The sequence below is a fragment of the Parabacteroides sp. PFB2-10 genome (genome assembly GCF_029893085.1).
GTDB lineage: Bacteria > Bacteroidota > Bacteroidia > Bacteroidales > Tannerellaceae > QVMG01.
Genome location: NZ_JARXWI010000025.1, coordinates 1 through 19,833, shown reverse-complemented (window position 1 = coordinate 19,833; position 19,833 = coordinate 1). Strand labels below are relative to the sequence as shown.

Genomic DNA, 19,833 nt, shown 5'->3' with positions numbered 1-19,833 from the left:
AGATATGAAAACGGATGATATTAAAATAACCCCTAAATGGAGTAAAAGCAAAGAAGATATTTGGGATAGTGTCTTTGAAGGATTGGAAGAAACTCCCAAAGTTATTGAAATGGCTCCCCGAAAAAGATCATTGTGGTTTTATGCGGCTGCATCTATTGCTGCAATAGCTATAATTCTACCCTCCATAGCATTTTTCTATACAAAAAATGAAGTTGCTGAAAGAGGTACACATCTGGCGGTGGTTTTACCCGACGGCTCTAAAGTAGATTTGAATGCCGAAAGTAAAATCGGCTATAAACCTCTCTGGTGGTTTATTTCCCGTGATGTAGAACTGAAAGGCGAAGCATATTTTGAAGTTGAAAAAGGAAGCACATTTGATGTACGTTCCGGGCAATACACTGTAAGTGTACTGGGAACAAGTTTTAATGTGTTTTCCCGTGCCGAAAATTTTAAGGTAACCTGTCTTACCGGAAAGGTGAATGTTTCGGATAAATCGGAATCAGTAATACTTACCCCGAATATGCAGGCATTATTAAGTAATGGCAAACTTACCACTAATGATGTCGAAGATGCGAAAGAATCTATTAATTGGAAACATGGTAAATTTGTTTTTGTTAGCGTACCTTTGCAAGATGTAATTCAGGAGATTGAAAGACAGTATGATATTGAAGTATTGCCTAATTCAAATCTGAATTATTCATATTCAGGTAATTTTACGAAAGCTAAAGATCCGAATGATGTGCTTAAAATAGTAGGTAAACCGTTCGGAATAGAATTTAAGATAAAGTAATTGAAGAAATTTATAGTTATACTTATAATAACCCTTACAGGCACAATTGCAGCTTTTTCACAAGAGCTGCATTTGGTCGTTAATGACAAGCCCCTTAACGATGTTCTGCGGGGATTACCCGTAGAAATTTCTTTTGATGATAATGCCCTTTCCCAATATAAGGTAACGGTCAATCGAAAATTTAATAATCCTCAAAGCGCACTTGATTTTTTGCTGAAAGATAAACCGTTTCGCCACGAAAATATAAACGGAGTTTATGTTATCGCTTCCTATACTGAAAAGATAGAGCAACCGCCTGTTGTTGAAGTTAAGCGGTACTATACGTTTTCAGGGACAATAAGGGATGCAGATAGCGAAGAAGGTTTACCTTACGCTTATATCACTACTCCCGAAAAGACCGTTTCAACTGATGAAGCAGGTTATTTTTCTTTCAAAACCGAGAAAAAAGGAAATCAGCGTGTACAAGTGCAGTATTTGGGCTATCAGGCACAAGATACTATTCTTTCTCCCGGACTAAACGAAATCCGGCTACAATCTGCTGTTTTTACTATGGATGAAGTAATCGTCAGTCCTGCTCCCGCCACAATGCTTATCCAATCCGGCAATAGTCCCGGCGAAATCCGCATCAATCATCAAATTTCAAAATATATTCCCGGAAGCAATGATAATTCCGTATTTAACCTTATGCGGATGATGCCCGGAGTAAGAGCATCGGGCGAGCCATCGGAAGACCTGATTGTGTGGGGCAGTAATATGGGTGAAAGCAAGATAACATACGACGGATATACGCTATTCGGTATAAAGAACTATAACGACCATATAGGTTCGGTCAATCCCTATATGGTAAAAGACATACGCATCTTGAAAGGCGGGTACGGCTCCAATCAGGGCGGACGTATCGGTGCCATTACGGAGATAACAGGTATAGACGGTAATTTTAATGCTCCGTCTGTAAAAGCAACTGTCAGCAATTATACAATGAACCTTTTTGCTTCGGTACCCTTGACAAAGAAATTGAATATCTCTGCTGCTTACAGGCAGACTTTCTATAACCTGTATAACAATGAGAATGTGGATTTATCCAATAGTGAAAATAATCCACAAACGATTTATTCAAGCATATATATAAAGCCTGATTACCATTTCAATGATGCCAATTTAAAGCTATCAGGAAAAGCATTTAAGGATGATTCCTATTACATCAGCCTGTATGGAGCTAATGACCGCTTTAAATACTCGGTAAATCAACCAAACGAGTATGATGTCAATGCTTCTGAAAAGAACAGGCAATATGGTGGGGCGGCTTCTTATAAACGGGTATGGGAAAACGGCTCAACTACAAAAGTTGTGGCTACATTCTCACGGCTTACCTCTTTGTTGGATAATCTCACAATACTGGGAGATAAAAAGCCGACAACAGACGATGTTAGTCATCTGGATAATGAGGTACAGGAGTTTTCGGTAAGACTTAACCATGACTTTAATATCGGAAGCCGTAACAAAGTACAAGTTGGCGGGGAGTGGCAACAATACAGGGTAAGTCTGAACGAGCTATGCGGAGAACTGGATAAGCCGACAGTCTATATTACAGATAATATATTATTGGATAATTTGACTTTAAGTGCAGGTGTACGGGTGGATATGCCATTGAATAAAAAAGTCTATGTACAGCCCCGTTTATCCGGCACATATAAAATATCGGAAGAACTAACTGCAACTGCTTCGTGGGGACTATACAATCAGTTTCTTACCCGTACCGCATACCAATATGATGAATCGGGATTTCAAACCGTATGGACTATGGCAGACAGTACCTTTACAAAGGCAATGCACACTACCGCAGGTATTGCATACAGTAAAAACGGCTTCTTGGTCAGTATGGAAGGATATTATAAGACTACAAAAAACAGTCAGTATTTTTTGGATAATACAGTCTATAAAATAGATAATACGATTTTAGGAGCAGACTTGTTTGCCAAAAAGCTAATCAGAAATCATACTTTATATGGCTCGTATTCCATCAACCGCCTTAGTAAACCGCAAAACGAACTTTCGCATGAAATAAAAGTCGGAGGTATCGGGGCATTCGATCCTTTCTATTTTTCGTTGAGTTATGTTTATGGTACAGGCTTTTCTTATATTTCCACTGGAGGGCACGGACATGGACAAGGCAATGAGGAAGGACAGCATGGCTCCGAACACGAACATACGGATTATTCCGATGAGCCATACAGCCGCTTTGATATAGGTGCTACATACAGGGCACAAATAAAGAAAGTAAGGCTGCAAGCAGGCGTATCGCTATTGAATGTGTTTGGTACTAAGAATATAAAATACAACTATCAGATTTCCGGTCAAAATACTGCAACAAATATCTTCACAAAAGCAACTCCATTTACTCCAACGGTATTTCTTGAAATTATTTTTTGATTTATGGTAGGGTAAACCCTGCTTTATGCGGTTACTATTACGAAAGCGCTTCAGAAAAAAACAAAGTACAAATTCGTAAATTAGTAGATCAAATGAAAAAGTTATTTTATTCGTTGGCAGTAGTTTTATTTGCAGTAACATTCGTTGCTTGCAGTAATGACGACCATGAAGATTTTGGGACATCAGCAAAACAAGATATTGAAGCCAGAGCTGCGGCTTTAGGATTTGATGATGTTGCAGCTTACCAAGCAAGTGTAGCAGAGCAATGTTCAGCGGGAAATCATGAAAATTGTGATATTTATAACGATGGCACTCACGAAGCCTGCGCATATTCCGACCATTCAGGGAAAAACCATGACGGCACCCATCACAATGGAACCGATCATGGAACACATGACAAAGATGGTCATTCACACGGTTCGCATGATGGTAAACACCATTAATAACCTTTATGTACGATGGGATTCAATAAAGGGGAAACAATTTCTTTATTGAATCCCTTTTTTAAAACACATTGCCTATAATAAAATTATCTAACCACAGTTAAGATATTAAGTTTGAAAAATAAATGTTCCATATCCGCTATTGTACTCTCAACCATACTATTTTTGGTTTTTGCAGTTATTCCACATCATCATCATGGTGGGAAAGCCTGCATTGTTATCGAGTTGTGTGAGTTGGATAATGCAATAAACGATGAACATACACATCACAGCGATACGGATAGTGAGCAAAATCACGATGAAACCTGTATTGCTAAATCAAAATTCATCATTCCTACATCTGTTGATGAAACAAAACTAAAAGTATCAGATAATCAAAATGATACTGTTTTATTTCCTATCTTTTTCCTTGTTGGAAATTTATTTAATTATAGTTTAGATAGTTCATTTATCGAATCTGATTACGGTGAGTATATACTAAGCTATAAATCCGCAGCAGCAAATCAATTTCATGGTTTGCGGGCACCTCCTTTCACCTTTTCATAACAGAAAGACTAAATTATAGTCTTTATCCTTTGTGCTTGTAATCTATCTTCCGGTAGATACTAAGCCACCGCTATATCTAATTTTCCGAACAATCCCAAAAAAATAATATAAATAAGATGTTTTTAAAATTGACAAAAGCATTGTGTACCATTGTGTTATTACTTTCGGTTTCACTCCCAAATGCTTATACCCAAACAAATAATAACACGCTTTCTGAAAGCGATAGTATTCAGGTAAATGACTATAAATTCTCATATAAACAATTAATAATACCTGCATCCCTGATGTTGTACGGAACAATAGAAGCAACATTAGCGCCCAAAAATCGCCTATTAAACTATGCCATAGGGCATGAAGTAATAACACACAAACCTGAAAAGTTTCAGATTGATGATATAACGCAATATGTACCTGCGGCGAGTGTATATGCTTTAAACTTAGTCGGGATAAAAGGCAAACACAATTTCAAAGACAGGACGATTATTTTAGGAATGGCAAGCCTGTTCACGGCGGCTTCAGTGAATGGTTTAAAATATACGGCACGAGTTGAAAGACCAGATAAATCCGCAAAAAATTCTTTTCCGTCAGGGCATACGGCAATCGCTTTTATGGGTGCTGAATTTCTTTGGCAAGAATATAAAGATGTTTCAATCTGGTATGGAATAGCGGGATATACTATCGCTGCGGGAACCGGAGCATTCCGCATATACAATAATAAGCACTGGGTAGGCGACGTCGCATTCGGTGCCGGGCTTGGCATATTAAGTACAAAACTTGCCTATTGGCTCTATCCTACTGTTGAAAAGAAAATATTTAAAGGTGGTCAGGAGAAAAAGAACAAACGAAATCTTGCTTTTTACCCCTATTACACAGGTCAGCAGGGTGGTTTATCGCTTTCAATGCAATTTTAAAATATAAATGATATGAACTCTACAAAAGATTATGATTTAACCATAATAGTTCCTGTTTATAATGAAGAAGAAAATATAAACAAACTTGAAAAGGAACTATCTGAATATGTATGTTCTTCATCAGTAAAAACCTGCATACTATTCGTTGATGATGGATCGAAAGACCAAAGCAAAACATTGATACAGGAAGTGTGTCAGCGAAACCGTCATCTTTTTTATATAAGTTTTGCTCGAAATTGCGGATTAAGCGCAGCTATAAAAGCAGGGATAGATATAGCCCAGTCGTCATTTGTCGGATATATAGATGCTGATTTACAAACAGCGCCTAAAGATTTTGAACTTTTATTGCCATATAGAAATGAATATGAAATGGTAATGGGTATCCGTACAGGACGCAAAGATAGTTTAGGAAAAAAACTATCGTCGAAAATAGCCAATAGTTTTCGCCGCATGATGACTAATGACGGCATAGAAGATACGGGGTGTCCACTAAAAATTATTCATACCGAATACGCTAAACGCATTCCGATGTTTACGGGGATGCACCGTTTCCTACCTGCTCTCCTTCAGTTACAACATGGCAGGGTAAAGCAGGTTCCTGTTAGGCATTTTGAACGTACCGCAGGTCAATCAAAATTTCATTTATGGAACAGGTTGGTTAGTCCTTTTATGGATTGCTTTGCTTTCCGATGGATGAAGAAACGGTACATAAACTATACTATTGAAAAAGAAGGTATTAATTAAGCCATAGCAAAAAGTGAATAACGACATTTGGTATTTTGTTTTAGGTTTTTTAGCACAGGGGTTATTTTCTGCCAGAATGCTTATTCAGTGGATTTTATCGGAAAAGGCTAAAAAAGTTGTATCTCCGACTATCTATTGGCAGTTAAGTTTATTAGCTTCTATATTATTTTCTATATATGGGTGGCTAAGGGGAGATTTTGTAATAATTCTCGGACAACTATTCTCCTATTATATCTATATATGGAATTTGAATAGTAAAAACAACTGGAAAAAAATCCATTTAGCTATAAGAACAGTAATTCTCTTAATACCTGCTGCCGCACTTTGCTATGTGCTATATAACAATGAAGTAAGCATTGACAGGTTATTTTCAAATATATCGTTATGGTTACTTCTATTTGGTTCCGCAGGTCAGATAATTTTCACTTTCCGCTTTGTTTATCAATGGTGGCATTCAAGATTGAGAGGTGAATCTGTCCTTCCCTTAAACTTTTGGCTGTTGAGTATAATAGGTTCTCTGATAACTATTGCATACGCAATATTCAGAGAAGATCCGGTATTGCTTATTGGTCAAAGTTTTGGTTTTATCACATATTCCAGAAATGTGTGGTTGATTATAAAAAACTGTAATGAGGATGAATCTAAAAAAGAGATTAAATGAAAATATTAGTTACAGGCAGTGCAGGATTTATCGGATTTCACTTGGTAAAAGCATTGGTTGAAAATAAAGAGAATTTCGTTGTGGGAATAGATAATATAAATGACTATTACGATGTAAACCTAAAATATGGCAGGTTGTCTGAATGTGGAATAGGAAAAGAGGATATAACAGAAAATGAAGTAGTCCATAGTTCATTTTATTGCAATTATGATTTTGGAAAGATTGATCTTACGGACTTTATACAATTAGGTGTTCTTTTTAAGAAGTATCAATTTGATTATGTTATCAATCTGGCAGCACAAGCGGGGGTTCGGTATTCTTTAGAAAATCCCCATGCTTATATCAACTCTAACATTCTTGGCTTTGTAAATATCTTAGAGTGTTGCAGGCATAATAATATCAAGCATCTTATATATGCTTCCAGTTCTTCGGTTTATGGATTGAACAATAAAATTCCTTTTAAGGAATCTGCCACAGTTGATAATCCTGCCAGTTTTTATGCTGCAACAAAAAAAAGTAATGAACTGATGGCTCATTCTTATAGTCATTTGTTCAATTTGCCCTCCACAGGAATAAGACTTTTTACTGTATATGGAGCATGGGGAAGACCTGATATGGCTCCGATGATTTTCGCAAGATCTATTCGGGAGGGCAGAACAATCAAGGTTTTTAATAATGGGGATATGCTTAGAGATTTCACCTATATAGATGATGTTATAAAAAGCATCGTCTTACTCTTGGATAAAACTCCGGATAAAAATTCAGATTCCGCTTTCTATCAGATTTTTAATATCGGCAATTCAAAGCCAGTTAATTTACTCCAGTTTATAGAAGCGATTGAATATGAAATGCAAAAAGACGCTCATTTGGAAATGTACCCTTTTCAATCCGGTGATGTAAAGGAAACCTATGCTGATATAAGCAAATTGACCAGATACATTCATTATAAGCCCAAAACAGTATTACCGGAAGGAATAAAATCATTTATTGAGTGGTTTAACTCAATGGAAAATCAATAGGTGTTAATCCTTAATTATTAACTATGACATTAAAACGATTATTTACGATTGACCACATCTACTATATTCTTGTTTTTGCATTAATGTTCCCATTAATCCTACTCCGGGATTATACGCCTGCAAACGAACTTAGATATTTGAATATAGTTGATGATGCCTTAAAAACAGGGAATTTTTTCTCATTTTATAATCATGGTGAAATATATGCCGATAAACCGCCTTTATATTTCTGGATTATAATGCTCGGAAAAAAGATATTCGGAAGTCATCAAATATGGTTCTTGTCGCTATTCTCATTACTACCCGCTTTTGTCATTCAGTTTACGATGGACAGGTGGACACGAGCTGAACTTCCAAACGAATATCAATCCAGTGCAAAACTATTATTGTTCACAAGCGCTCTATTTATGGGTGGAGCCATTATTCTAAGAATGGATATGTTAATGTCTATGTTTATAACATTGGCATTATATGTTTTTTATAGAATGTATTCAGGCAGAGAGAGAAAATATGATAAGTATTTGCTTCCTCTTTGTATTTTCCTCGCAATATTCAGTAAAGGGCCAATCGGAATAATTATTCCGGTAGTCTCTATACTGACATTTCTAACTATAAAAGGGAAAATTAAGGATAGTGGAAAATATTTAGGGTTTAGAACTTGGGGAATACTCTTATTGCTTTGTTCTGTTTGGTTCAGCTTAGTGTGGGTTGAAGCGGGAAATAGTTATTTGAACGATTTACTCTTTAATCAGACATTCAACCGTGCTGTTAGCTCATTCCATCATAAGGAGCCGTTCTATTATTATTTTCAGGTATTTTGGTATTCCTTCGCTCCTTGGTCAATTTTATTCTTTGCCCTTATCCTGTTAGGGATTAAAAATAAGCTGATAAAAACAGATATAGATAAATTGTTTTTGACTGTTGTTTTAACGTCATTTCTTGTCTTATCTATTGTAAGTGCAAAGATTGAAATTTATATGTTGCCTGTATTTCCTTTTGTGGCTTATCTGTCAGTTATTATATTGATGAGATTAAAGAATAAGAAATGGATTGTATATTTTATGATAGCGTTATCTCTCATAGCAATAATGGCTTTGCCGTTGTTTTTATTGAGTAAAAATGATATTACATTTTCTTGGTTGAATGAAATTCACACTTCCATAATATGGGGATTAATTTCACTTGCTCTATTTGGATTCCTTTCTTTATATTTTCTGATTTTCCGAAAGAATATAATTCGTTCGATTAACAGCATATCAATAGGGATTTTAACCGTGATATTTATTGTATCCTTTGAAATGCCTTTTCTGAACAGCTATGTCGGTTATGAAAATATGTGTAAGAGTGGGATTGAGTTATCAGAAAATTCAAAACAATACATTGTTTATGGAATCCGCCGTCCAGAGAATATGAAAGTATATTTAGGAGAGAGTGTTATCATAGCTGAAAAGGATGATATTATGTCCGATATTTATGGCGGTTCAATACTTTTTATTTCTGATAGAGCATTGAGAAAAGATTTTTCATTACGGGAGTATATTGAGAAAAAGCCCTCTACAAAAATAGGAGATAATCTTGTGGTAAAATTATGAGAAGTGTCTTTCTCCGTTCAAGTTAAAAATTATTTTATTTTTTGGTAGGGTATAATTACTCTTATGCGGTATATTAACATATAACATTTTAACAATAAAGGAATATGAAAAGAGTATTTTATTCATTAGCGGTTCTCGCATCGGTTATCACATTCGTTTCTTGTAGCCAGGATGATGATAGCAACTTTGGAGATATAGATCAAAGTTTGGAGCTTCGTGCATCTACACTCGGTTTTTCAAATGGCGATATCTACAAAAGCAGCGTGCTGAATCAGTGTGCTGCCGGAAATCACGAAAACTGCGATATACTTGCAGACGGAACACATCAGGTTTGTACAAATTCCCAACATTCAGGAATTAAACATGACGGTACCCATCACAATGGCACAGGCACAGGACATGGAGGAAATAACCATGATTCCAATACCTGCATGGATGTAAGCCACAATCATAACAACACACAAAACCACGATGTGAATACTTGTACTGATGCAAACCATAATCACAATAACGGACAAAACCATGATGTGAATACTTGTACAGATACAAGCCATAATCACAATGGAGAACAAAACCATGATGTGAACACTTGCACTGATGCAAGTCATAATCACAATGGGGAACAAAATCATGATGTGAATACCTGTACTGATAAGAGCCACAATCACAATGGAAGTGCCGATGGCTCTCATAATAAGGGCAACCATCATAATTAAGATATTATATGCAAAAAGGATGTGCAGTGATTTTAAAATCAGCATCATTTGACACATCCTTTTTGTTATAGAATAAATAACATAAATAATCTTTGAAATACGTGGACGATTTTATCATAAAATTATTAGAAGGAAAAGGCATAAAGCCCACATCTACACGGATTTTAGTATGGGATACAATGCTAAAGTTCACCGAAGCATTCAGTTTAGGGGACTTAGAGAAAAAATTATTGAGCATTGATAAATCGACTATTTCTCGTATAATTCACCTCTTTAATGATAATGGGCTGATTCATAAATTTGACGACGGATCAGGTTCGGTTAAATATTCGGTTTGTCAGGAGGATTGCGGTTGTAGTGAAGGTGATTATCATTTACACTTTTACTGTAACTACTGTAAAAAGGCATTTTGTTTGGAAAACGTGCCTGTTCCTCAAATAGAACTACCGGGAAATATGGAATTGGAGAGCGTTAATTTCGTAATTAAAGGCTATTGCGGAAAATGTGATAAGATTGCAACTTAGTTGCATGACTTTTTATTTTATCTTTGCACAGGTAAAAAAAGATTTAGTGAAACGAATTATTTCCATATCGTTTGTTGCATTGTCAAGTTTAGTATTACTGATACTTGCAATAGTACCACATCATCATCATGAGGGATTGGTGTGTATTGTTATGGAGATATGCGAACAGGATAATCAGGTAAACGATGAACATACAGACCATCGTGAGTTACCTAATGACAGTGACCATGAACAATCTTGTATTGCTGAATCTAAATATACTTCACCCAAAACGACAAATGAAACTAAGTGCAAGGTTTCTTCTTGTCAAAACCATGATCTTACACATTTATTCCCGATATTCTTTTTAGCTGCGGATTTCTTAATCTACGATTCGGGAGAATCAACCTCCGACTTTGAGTACGGAGAATTTATTTCATTCTATAAATCCGCAGAAGCAAACCAATTTCACGGTTTACGCGCCCCTCCTTCCATAATTTCCTGATGTTTTGACTTACAGGCTGTAAGTCATGCTGCTTTGTGCATTTGGATATGTTCAAGGCATAGGGTATTGGTATATACATATCAACCCATAAAAATCAATATTTCTCACGAGAAGCAAAGCAAATATCAGGATATGCTTTACTTCCCCCAATAATTAAAAAATAAAATGAAAACGTACATAATAGGATTATTCGTTGTTATCGCAATATTATTAACCGGATGCAATTCCGGTCAGGGAAAAAACAATCAAAAATCAAGTGATAAACATGAGCATGTTGATGGTGATGGACATGACCATTCTAATGAGAAAGAGCATGAACACTCCGAAGGTGATGGACATGACCATTCAAACGATAAAGAACATAAACATACTGACGGCGATGGGCATGACCACGCTAACGAGAAAGATCATAAGCACTCCGAGGGCGACGGACATGACCACGGAGCAGAAGCAATGGAAGACAGCCATTCGGATGAAATACTTTTCACCAAACAGCAAGCGCAACTTGTTGGATTGAAGACAGAAACCGTTGCTCTTGGTAGTTTCTACAATTCCATTAAAACCAGTGGACAGATACAAGCCTCGCAGGGTGATGAAGCTGTTATTGCAGCTACTTCCAACGGTATTGTATCTTTCACCAATCCGTCCATAACAGACGGTACAGCCGTACAAGCCGGACAATCCATTGTAACTATTTCAGCAAAGAAACTGTTGGAAGGCGATCCGTCCGTAAAAGCGCGGATTGAATACGAAACTGCACAGAAAGAGTTCCAACGTGCCGAATCATTGGTAAAAGACCAGATTATTTCCGCTAAGGACTTTGAACAGGCTCGTTTGCGTTATGAAACAGCGAAAACAGTATATCAGGCACAGGCAGGCAATATGACAGCCACCGGGGTAAGCGTTACAGCTCCCATTGCCGGATATATTAAGAACAGGCTTGTTGCACAGGGGGAATACGTTTCAGTAGGTCAGCCCATTGCAACTGTATCGCAGAATAGGCGTTTGCAGCTACGAGCCGAAGTATCAGAGAACAATTTCAAGATACTTAAAAGCATCAGTAGTGCTAACTTTAAGCCTGCCTATGACAATCAGGTATATAAACTTTCGGAACTTAACGGCCGGCTTTTATCTTTCGGTAAAGCATCCACTGACCAATCTTTCTATATTCCTGTTACATTCGAGTTTGATAACGTGGGCGATATTATTCCCGGAGCATATACCGAAGTATATCTGCTTTCGACCTTACAGGATAATGTAATATCCGTTCCCGTTTCTGCTATTACCGAAGAACAGGGACTTAACTTCGTGTATCTGCAAATAGGCGACGAAGAATATAAGAAACAGGAAGTAACCCTCGGACAGAATAACGGCGAAAGAGTGCAGATCCTTTCAGGTCTTCAACGCGGAGCCAAAGTAGTTACCAAAGGAGTATATCAGGTGAAACTGGCAGCAACTTCTTCAGTAATGCCCGAAGGACATAGTCACTAACCATTAAAACACGAATCAGTATGTTGAACAAGATAATAAAATTCTCGCTGAACAACCGTGTCGTTGTTTTAGTGGCATCCCTGCTGCTTATGCTGGCAGGAACCTATACAGCCGTCAATATGGAAGTCGATGTATTTCCCGACCTCAATGCACCCACCGTTGTGGTGATGACAGAGGCACGAGGTATGGCTCCCGAAGAAGTCGAACGGCTCGTTACTTTCCCTGTCGAAACCGCCCTGAACGGTGCTACTGATGTACGCCGTGTGCGTTCATCCTCTACCACAGGCTTTTCTATCGTATGGGTAGAATTTAACTGGGGAACGGACATCTACCGTGCCCGTCAGATTGTATCCGAAAAGTTAGCCGTTGTCAATGACCAGTTGCCGTCTAACGTTGGTAATCCGACGTTGGGGCCGCAATCGTCCATACTGGGTGAGCTTATGATTATCGGAGTAACCGCCGATTCAACCTCATTACAGGATTTGCGGACATTATCTGACTGGACTATCCGCCCCCGTTTATTATCAACAGGTGGAGTGGCACAGGTAACCGTTCTCGGTGGTGAAATCAAGGAATACCAGATATTGCTCGATCCCGGAAAGATGAAACATTACAACATCGGACTCAATGAAGTAATCGACGTCGTTACCGAAATGAACCAGAACGCCGCAGGTGGTGTATTGTATGAATACGGAAACGAATTTATCATCCGTGGCGTGCTTTCAACAAATAAAATACCATCATTGGGAAAAGCTGTTATCAAAACAGTAAACAATGTTCCTATCCTGATAGAAAACATTGCTGAAGTAAAAATAGGAGATAAAGCACCTAAACTGGGTATGGCATCCAACGACGGCAAAGCTGCCGTATTGATAACTGTTACCAAGCAACCGGCTACAAGTACGCTCGAATTGACAGACAAACTTGACGCTTCGCTTGCCGATTTACAGAAACAGCTTCCGGCAGATGTGAAGATAACAACCGACATCTTTCGTCAGGCACGTTTTATAGACAACTCCATCAATAACGTACAGAAATCATTGTACGAAGGGGGTATCTTCGTGGTTATCGTTTTCGTTATCTTCCTGATGAACGCACGTACAACCATTATATCACTTGTAACGATACCGTTGTCATTAGTCTTTGCAATACTCTCCTTAAAATTCATGGGGCTTACTATTAATACCATGAGCCTCGGAGGTATGGCTATTGCTATTGGCTCGCTTGTGGATGATGCCATTGTCGATGTAGAAAATGTGTTCAAGCGATTGCGGGAGAACAGGCAGAAACCAAAGGAACTGCAAAAAACCGTACTCAACGTCGTGTTCGATGCTTCCAAAGAAGTGCGTATGCCAATTCTATACTCCACATTTATCATCATCGCCAGCTTCGTTCCCTTGTTCTTCCTTTCTGGAATGGAAGGTCGTATGCTTGCACCGTTAGGAGTAGCCTTTATTATGGCATTGATAGCTTCTACCGTAGTAGCCTTAACCCTTACTCCAGTATTGTGTAGCTACCTGTTGGGTAAACCACGAAAAGATGATAAACCGGAACGTGAACCGTATATAGTAAGGAAACTGAAAATCGTTTACGAGGTAGCCCTTAAATGGACACTCAAATACAAGAAATGGGTACTTGGCGGAACAGGTGTTGTTTTAGTGATTGCCGTTATCATTTTCTTCTCATTAGGTCGTAGCTTCCTGCCGCCATTCAATGAGGGTTCATTTACCGTAAGCATCAGTAGTATGCCCGGTATATCGCTTGAAGAATCCGACAAGATGGGGCGTATAGCAGAAGATATCTTGCTTTCCATACCCGAAGTTCAAACCGTAGGACGGAAAACAGGACGTGCCGAACTCGATGAACACGCACTCGGTGTAAACGTATCGGAAATCGAAGCACCGTTCATCCTCGATAAACGTTCCAAAGATGAAGTGCTTGCCGAAATACGCGAAAAGATAAAAGTGTTGCCGGGAGTGAATATAGAAATAGGCGCACCCATTTCGCACCGTATCGACGCTATGTTATCCGGTACACGTGCCAACATCGCTATCAAGTTGTTCGGAACAGACCTCAATAAAATGTTCTCCATCGGTAACCAAATAAAAGCAAACATTCAGGACATTGAAGGTATTGCCGATCTGAACGTAGAACAACAAGTGGAACGTCCGCAGTTGAAGATAGAACCCAAAAGGGAAGTAATGGCGAAATACGGCATAACCTTACCCGACTTTGCGAAGATTGTAAACGTCATGCTCGCAGGTGAAGTCGTTTCACAGGTGTACGAAGAAAACCGCTCGTTCGACCTTACCCTAAAAGTAAACGACGATAGCCGTGAAACAGCCGAAAGGATAAAGAACCTTATTGTTGATGCCAACGGACGTAAAATTCCATTGAGTAATATAGCCGAAATAACATCGTCCACAGGCCCCAACACCATCAATAGGGAAAACGTTGCCCGTAAGATTGTAATATCGGCTAACGTTGCCGGACGTGACCTGCGCGGAGTAGTAAATGACATTCAGGACATCGTAAACGAAAAGATAGAACTGCCCGAAGGTTATCATATTGAGTACGGCGGACAGTTTGAGAGCGAACAGGCAGCATCACGCACCCTGCTTATTACCTCAATCTTCTCCATTCTTGCTATTTTCATGCTTCTGTTTGCGCAGTTTAAGAGCATAAACCAGTCCGTTGTTATCCTGCTTAACCTGCCGCTTGCCCTTATCGGCGGAGTGTTTGCCATTTTCTTTACTAACGGCGTTCTGAGCATACCGGCTATTATCGGGTTTATCTCCCTGTTCGGTATCGCTACACGTAACGGTATGTTGCTTATCTCACGATACAACGACCTTGTGGCAGAGGGGTATAGCAAACTTGATGCGGTAATGACCGGCTCGTTAGACCGTCTAAACCCCATCTTGATGACCGCATTAACCTCCGGTCTTGCACTGATACCGCTTGCATTGGGTGGTGATTTGCCGGGTAACGAAATACAAAGTCCGATGGCAAAGGTTATCCTGGGCGGATTGCTCACATCGACTTTGCTCAACGGCTTTATTATTCCTATCATGTACTTAATTACAAACAGGAAAGTAGTTGAAACCGAAATTCTGGACAACGAGGAACCTGAAGTAAACAACACTAAATTAGAATTAGAATGAGAACAATCATAATAACCATGTTGGTACTCTTCGCAGGCATAACGCTCAATGCGCAGAATAATATCAACCCTGTATTGTCTTCGATAGAAGAGAACAATACAACCCTGAAAGCCCTCCGCGAACAAGTTGAAGCGGATAAGCTGCAAAACAAAACGGGCATCTTCCTTGATGATCCGGAAGTGGGCTTCAATTATCTCTGGGGTAACCCTTCAAATATAGGTAATCGTACCGATTTTAGCGTATCGCAGACATTCGACATTCCCACCATTACGGGAATGAAAAGTCGGTTAGCAAACGGTAGAAACAACCTTGTGGAATGGCAGTACAAAGCCGACCGTATGAATATATTGCTCGAAGCAAAACAATACTGCATTGAACTGATATATTACAATTCCCTGCTTAAAGAACTTTATTTGCGTCTGGAACATGCAGAAACCATTGCCAAAGGTTATAAAGACCGTATGGACAGGGGCGACGTAAGTATCTTGGAGTACAACAAAGTAAACCTGAACCTTTCTACCATACAAGGAGAAATATCGCGCATGGAAGTAGAACGTGATGCACTCCTTGCCCAGTTGAAAAGGCTGAACGGCGGTATCGACGTAGTCTTTAATGATGCAGACTACGGCAGCCGTGAGCTTCCGTTGAACTTTAACGACTGGTATGTACAAGCCGAAGATAAAAACCCGGTGTTGGCATACGTGCGTAACGAAATCGAAGTAAGCCAGAAACAGGTATCACTAAGCAAAGCGATGAACCTGCCTAAGTTTACCGCCGGATACATGAGTGAAAAAGTAGTCGGACAACGGTATCAGGGTGTGTCGCTTGGTATATCCATACCGCTATGGTCGAATAAAAATCAGGTGAAACAGGCAAAGGCATCTGTTGCTGCTGCCCAAAGCCGCGAAGCCGATACCAAGCAACAGTTTTTCAGCCAACTGCAAATACAGTATTCCAAAGCAATGGGACTGAAAACTACTGCCGACAAATATCGTAAATCGCTGGCAAACGTAAATAATACCATCCTGTTGAAAAAAGCACTTGATGCGGGTGAAATATCCTTGCTTGATTACATGGTTGAAATGGGATTGTACTACGACAACGTAAACCAGACGCTTGCAGCCGAAAGGGATTATCAACTGGCATTTGCCGAACTTGCAGCCGTAGAACTCTAAAAAATGATGTCATGAAAAGACAGCAAAAGAAAAAAAAGAGTAAGGTCATTGCAAAGAAAAAAATGATTAGTTCAAGAGCAAAAAAATGGATTGTAGCGTTAAGTATAACCATTGGGATTACATTAGGTTTTTTGTTATGGTATTATGTAACCAGATGTCCCCATCATCATTGTTTCTTTCATAGATGGCCGTTAAAGGAAGTCTTATTCTTTGGGACTTTGTTTACACTATTACCATTTGTGTTTTTGAATGAGGAATTGTATAAAAAGAAGTATAAACGATAAATTAAAATAATTATGGGAAATTGCAATGATGGGGCTTGTGTTATAGACAAGACCAAACAGGAAATGGATACCTCACAGAAAAGAGGTTACATCCGGGCGGCTATCTCCTTTGTGATGCTGATTGCAGGCATCATCTTTTCCGCTGTCGGGCTTTCGTTCTTTGCCGATAAGTGGGTACAACTCGCATGGTATATCATCGCTTATATTCCGGTAGGCTTACCGGTGATAAAAGAAGCATGGGAAGCCATTCGCCAGAAAGACGTATTCAGCGAGTTTACATTGATGAGTATAGCTACCATCGGGGCGTTCTTTATCGGAGAATACCCCGAAGGCGTTGCAGTAATGCTGTTCTATGCCGTAGGCGAACTCTTTCAGGATGCAGCGGTAAACCGTGCAAAAAGGAGCATTAGTGCATTACTTGATGTCCGACCAGAAACAGCGACAGTTATTAAGATGGATAAAACTGAAATAATGTCGCCGGAGAATGTAAATGTAGGTGATATTGTGGAAGTCAAGGTAGGCGAAAGAGTGCCTCTTGACGGAATTTTACTGAATGAATCGGCATCTTTTAATACTTCGGCATTAACTGGAGAGAGTGTTCCCAGAACGATACGGAAAAATGAGGACGTATTTGCAGGTATGATACTTACCGACAATGTTTCAAGAATTGAAGTAACGAAACCATTTGGTATGAGTGCTTTGGCTCGTATTCTTGACCTTGTTCAGAACGCCACAGAAAAAAAGGCACCCGCAGAACAGTTCATACGCAAATTTGCCCGCATCTATACTCCGATAGTGGTGGCACTGGCTGCGCTTATAGTGTTATTACCACTGGCATACTCTGCTATTAATCCGGCATTCAATTTTGTGTTGTACGACTGGGTTTATCGTGGATTGGTATTCCTCGTTATTTCCTGCCCGTGTGCTTTGGTTATCAGCATACCGTTGGGCTACTTTGGTGGTATCGGGGCGGCAAGCCGTAAAGGAATACTATTTAAAGGAAGCAACTATTTGGAAGCCATTACCAAAGTAAATACGGTGGTGATGGATAAAACCGGAACACTGACACAGGGAGTTTTCAAGGTACAAAAGATTGTTCCGGCAGATTTTCTGCTCGAAACAGACCTTGTGAATTTAGTGGCTTCGGTTGAAACGCAAAGTACGCATCCCATAGCGAAAGCTATTGTGGAATATGCAAAAGAGCAGAATATCGAAGTAATTAAGCCGGAGATTGTGAATGAAATCGCAGGGCACGGCTTACAGGCTTCTATCAATGGTAAAATAGTTCTTGTGGGTAATCCTAAATTATTGATAAAAAACAATGTAGAGTTCCCGCCGGAAATAGCGACTATACCCGAAACGATTGTTGTTTGCGCTATCAATGGCATCTATTCCGGATATATTCTGGTAGCCGATGCTCCGAAAGAGGATGCAGCTACAGCCGTGAACGCTTTGCGTGAGTTAGGAATTAAGAATATTGTAATGCTGTCAGGAGATAAACAGGCCATCGTTTCGCAGCTTGCCACAGAGTTGAACGTTACGCAAGCGCATGGCGATCTGCTGCCCGAAGGAAAGGTTGAGTATGTAGAGCAGTTGAAGTCCGATCCGGGTAATAACATTGCTTTTGTAGGCGATGGGATAAACGATGCGCCTGTTCTTGCCATGAGCGACGTAGGCATTGCAATGGGTGGACTGGGTAGCGACGTTGCCATAGAAACGGCAGACGTTATTATTCAGACAGACCAACCGAGCCGGATAGCAACGGCTATAACAATAGGCAAAGCTACACGCCGAATTGTTATACAGAATATAAGTCTGGCTTTTGGTGTAAAGCTCATTGTGTTGATTTTGGGTGCAGGAGGTGTTGCAACCTTATGGGAAGCGGTATTTGCTGATGTTGGGGTATCGTTATTGGCGATATTGAACGCTATTAGGATTTTGAAAATGAAATTTTAATTATGCCCTGTTGGGGTTTGTACCTAAAATATAGCCTTATGAATAAACACGTCAATACTATAATCGAAAAAGTGAATGATCAGCTTGAAGCTATTGAACTGGAAGAAGAAGCCTCTTTAAGAAAAGCTAAAAAAGCAGTTTTGTTGCTAAAAGGAATTATGCAACAGCTAAAGATGAAACTGAACGATTATAAGTTCAAAAGTGATGATGAAGAAATATGTTTTTTTAAAGAGTACAAACCCCAACTTTTCAGCAAATTAATCTATTACTCGGAGATTTATAAGATAGAAACTAATCGACCGACTGGAAGTGATACGGCACAGAAAAATTATATAATAAGGGAATTAGACAGGATAAAAGATTATTTTGATAAAAACTTAGATTTCTACCAGTATTACAGGACAGAGAAGACTCATCTTGACCGTTATTATTTTCTTCGGGTAGAGCCGAATATTGAACTTAATGTAGATTGCTTCTACTTTGAAAGGGATAATAATTTTTCTACCAGTTTTGATTACAAAGTTTCTAAAATATTAGCCAATGAGATGCTCCGTATTTATCTCAATGCTGAATTAAATAAACTGGAAAAACATCCTGAAAACGAAATGGATAACTCTAAATTTCCCCGTATAAAACATACTTGGACAGGAACTAAAACAGAACTTGTCGAACTGATTTATGCTATATATGCAAAAGGAAGCATAAATTATGGAAACATTGATATTAAAGAGTTGATAGATTATTTCTGTAATGTTTTCAATACCGATGCCGGAGAGTTTTACCGCATCTATTTGAATATCAGAAACCGGTGGAAAATCCTCTCCTCGTTGACCCCTGTTCGCCAATCGAAACTGATCCCCTCCGCCAATTGAAATTGCCCCCGTTTGCCAATTGAAATTGATC

Annotated in this window: 18 protein-coding genes; all 18 read left to right on the top strand. The window is 39.0% G+C overall.

The genetic code is table 11. The features are described 5' to 3' along the window. The first annotated feature begins 4 nt into the window (after window positions 1-4). The 18 genes from M2137_RS14250 to M2137_RS14165 all read left to right on the top strand — a co-directional run bounded on the left by M2137_RS14250 (window position 5) and on the right by M2137_RS14165 (window position 19,802). Entirely contained in the window at window positions 5-790 is a 786-nt protein-coding gene (locus tag M2137_RS14250; protein WP_129733358.1) for a FecR family protein, read from the top strand. After that, window positions 791-3,220 carry a carboxypeptidase-like regulatory domain-containing protein gene (locus M2137_RS14245; RefSeq protein WP_129733357.1) on the top strand — a complete coding sequence of 810 codons (2,430 nt, stop codon included), beginning with the start codon at window positions 791-793 and terminating at the stop codon, window positions 3,218-3,220. 92 nt (window positions 3,221-3,312) lie between these two features. Then, the gene (locus M2137_RS14240; protein ID WP_129733356.1) at window positions 3,313-3,663 is read left to right on the top strand and encodes a hypothetical protein; all 351 of its coding nucleotides are present in this window, start codon (window positions 3,313-3,315) and stop codon (window positions 3,661-3,663) included. A 114-nt stretch (window positions 3,664-3,777) separates the two neighbouring features. Then, window positions 3,778-4,209, top strand: coding sequence for a DUF6769 family protein (locus M2137_RS14235; protein WP_129733355.1), 432 nt, complete (start codon window positions 3,778-3,780; stop codon window positions 4,207-4,209). A gap of 116 nt (window positions 4,210-4,325) precedes the next feature. Next, window positions 4,326-5,120: a phosphatase PAP2 family protein gene (locus M2137_RS14230; RefSeq protein WP_129733354.1), complete on the top strand. Its 795-nt coding sequence runs from the start codon at window positions 4,326-4,328 to the stop codon at window positions 5,118-5,120. 12 nt (window positions 5,121-5,132) lie between these two features. Continuing rightward, window positions 5,133-5,864, top strand: coding sequence for a glycosyltransferase family 2 protein (locus tag M2137_RS14225; RefSeq protein ID WP_129733353.1), 732 nt, complete (start codon window positions 5,133-5,135; stop codon window positions 5,862-5,864). A gap of 13 nt (window positions 5,865-5,877) precedes the next feature. Continuing rightward, window positions 5,878-6,525, top strand: coding sequence for a lipid-A-disaccharide synthase N-terminal domain-containing protein (locus M2137_RS14220; protein ID WP_129733352.1), 648 nt, complete (start codon window positions 5,878-5,880; stop codon window positions 6,523-6,525). Beyond that, window positions 6,522-7,544 carry an NAD-dependent epimerase/dehydratase family protein gene (locus M2137_RS14215; RefSeq protein ID WP_129733351.1) on the top strand — a complete coding sequence of 341 codons (1,023 nt, stop codon included), beginning with the start codon at window positions 6,522-6,524 and terminating at the stop codon, window positions 7,542-7,544. Before M2137_RS14220 ends, M2137_RS14215 begins: the two co-directional genes overlap by 4 nt. Before the next feature lie 23 nt (window positions 7,545-7,567). Further along, on the top strand, window positions 7,568-9,136 hold the full coding sequence (locus M2137_RS14210) for a glycosyltransferase family 39 protein (protein WP_129733350.1): 1,569 nt from the start codon (window positions 7,568-7,570) through the stop codon (window positions 9,134-9,136). Between the two features lie 104 nt (window positions 9,137-9,240). Next, window positions 9,241-9,852, top strand: a complete 612-nt coding sequence (locus M2137_RS14205; protein WP_129733349.1) for a hypothetical protein — start codon at window positions 9,241-9,243, stop codon at window positions 9,850-9,852. A 101-nt stretch (window positions 9,853-9,953) separates the two neighbouring features. Further along, entirely contained in the window at window positions 9,954-10,376 is a 423-nt protein-coding gene (locus M2137_RS14200; protein ID WP_129733348.1) for a transcriptional repressor, read from the top strand. A 46-nt stretch (window positions 10,377-10,422) separates the two neighbouring features. Continuing rightward, a complete protein-coding gene (locus M2137_RS14195; RefSeq protein WP_129733347.1) occupies window positions 10,423-10,860 on the top strand; it encodes a DUF6769 family protein in 438 nt (145 codons plus the stop codon). Between the two features lie 165 nt (window positions 10,861-11,025). Next, a complete protein-coding gene (locus M2137_RS14190) occupies window positions 11,026-12,351 on the top strand; it encodes an efflux RND transporter periplasmic adaptor subunit (protein ID WP_129733346.1) in 1,326 nt (441 codons plus the stop codon). Between the two features lie 20 nt (window positions 12,352-12,371). Then, window positions 12,372-15,515: an efflux RND transporter permease subunit gene (locus tag M2137_RS14185; protein ID WP_129733345.1), complete on the top strand. Its 3,144-nt coding sequence runs from the start codon at window positions 12,372-12,374 to the stop codon at window positions 15,513-15,515. Then, entirely contained in the window at window positions 15,512-16,690 is a 1,179-nt protein-coding gene (locus tag M2137_RS14180) for a TolC family protein (RefSeq protein WP_129733344.1), read from the top strand. Before M2137_RS14185 ends, M2137_RS14180 begins: the two co-directional genes overlap by 4 nt. A gap of 11 nt (window positions 16,691-16,701) precedes the next feature. Beyond that, a complete protein-coding gene (locus tag M2137_RS14175; RefSeq protein WP_129733343.1) occupies window positions 16,702-16,974 on the top strand; it encodes a hypothetical protein in 273 nt (90 codons plus the stop codon). A gap of 63 nt (window positions 16,975-17,037) precedes the next feature. Next, window positions 17,038-18,930 carry a heavy metal translocating P-type ATPase gene (locus M2137_RS14170; protein WP_229058570.1) on the top strand — a complete coding sequence of 631 codons (1,893 nt, stop codon included), beginning with the start codon at window positions 17,038-17,040 and terminating at the stop codon, window positions 18,928-18,930. A gap of 38 nt (window positions 18,931-18,968) precedes the next feature. Further along, complete coding sequence (locus M2137_RS14165) at window positions 18,969-19,802, top strand: RteC domain-containing protein (RefSeq protein ID WP_280767102.1); 834 nt, start codon at window positions 18,969-18,971, stop codon at window positions 19,800-19,802. Window positions 19,803-19,833 lie beyond the last annotated feature (31 nt).

Excerpts from the sequence above, each read along its gene's own strand:
- M2137_RS14250 (WP_129733358.1), top strand. The coding sequence starts at position 5 with ATGAAAACGGATGATATTAAAATAACCCCTAAATGGAGTAAAAGCAAA.
- M2137_RS14240 (WP_129733356.1), top strand. The coding sequence starts at position 3,313 with ATGAAAAAGTTATTTTATTCGTTGGCAGTAGTTTTATTTGCAGTAACA.
- M2137_RS14230 (WP_129733354.1), top strand. The coding sequence starts at position 4,326 with ATGTTTTTAAAATTGACAAAAGCATTGTGTACCATTGTGTTATTACTT.
- M2137_RS14225 (WP_129733353.1), top strand. The coding sequence starts at position 5,133 with ATGAACTCTACAAAAGATTATGATTTAACCATAATAGTTCCTGTTTAT.
- M2137_RS14215 (WP_129733351.1), top strand. The coding sequence starts at position 6,522 with ATGAAAATATTAGTTACAGGCAGTGCAGGATTTATCGGATTTCACTTG.
- M2137_RS14210 (WP_129733350.1), top strand. The coding sequence starts at position 7,568 with ATGACATTAAAACGATTATTTACGATTGACCACATCTACTATATTCTT.
- M2137_RS14205 (WP_129733349.1), top strand. The coding sequence starts at position 9,241 with ATGAAAAGAGTATTTTATTCATTAGCGGTTCTCGCATCGGTTATCACA.
- M2137_RS14190 (WP_129733346.1), top strand. The coding sequence starts at position 11,026 with ATGAAAACGTACATAATAGGATTATTCGTTGTTATCGCAATATTATTA.
- M2137_RS14185 (WP_129733345.1), top strand. The coding sequence starts at position 12,372 with ATGTTGAACAAGATAATAAAATTCTCGCTGAACAACCGTGTCGTTGTT.
- M2137_RS14180 (WP_129733344.1), top strand. The coding sequence starts at position 15,512 with ATGAGAACAATCATAATAACCATGTTGGTACTCTTCGCAGGCATAACG.
- M2137_RS14175 (WP_129733343.1), top strand. The coding sequence starts at position 16,702 with ATGAAAAGACAGCAAAAGAAAAAAAAGAGTAAGGTCATTGCAAAGAAA.
- M2137_RS14170 (WP_229058570.1), top strand. The coding sequence starts at position 17,038 with ATGGATACCTCACAGAAAAGAGGTTACATCCGGGCGGCTATCTCCTTT.
- M2137_RS14165 (WP_280767102.1), top strand. The coding sequence starts at position 18,969 with ATGAATAAACACGTCAATACTATAATCGAAAAAGTGAATGATCAGCTT.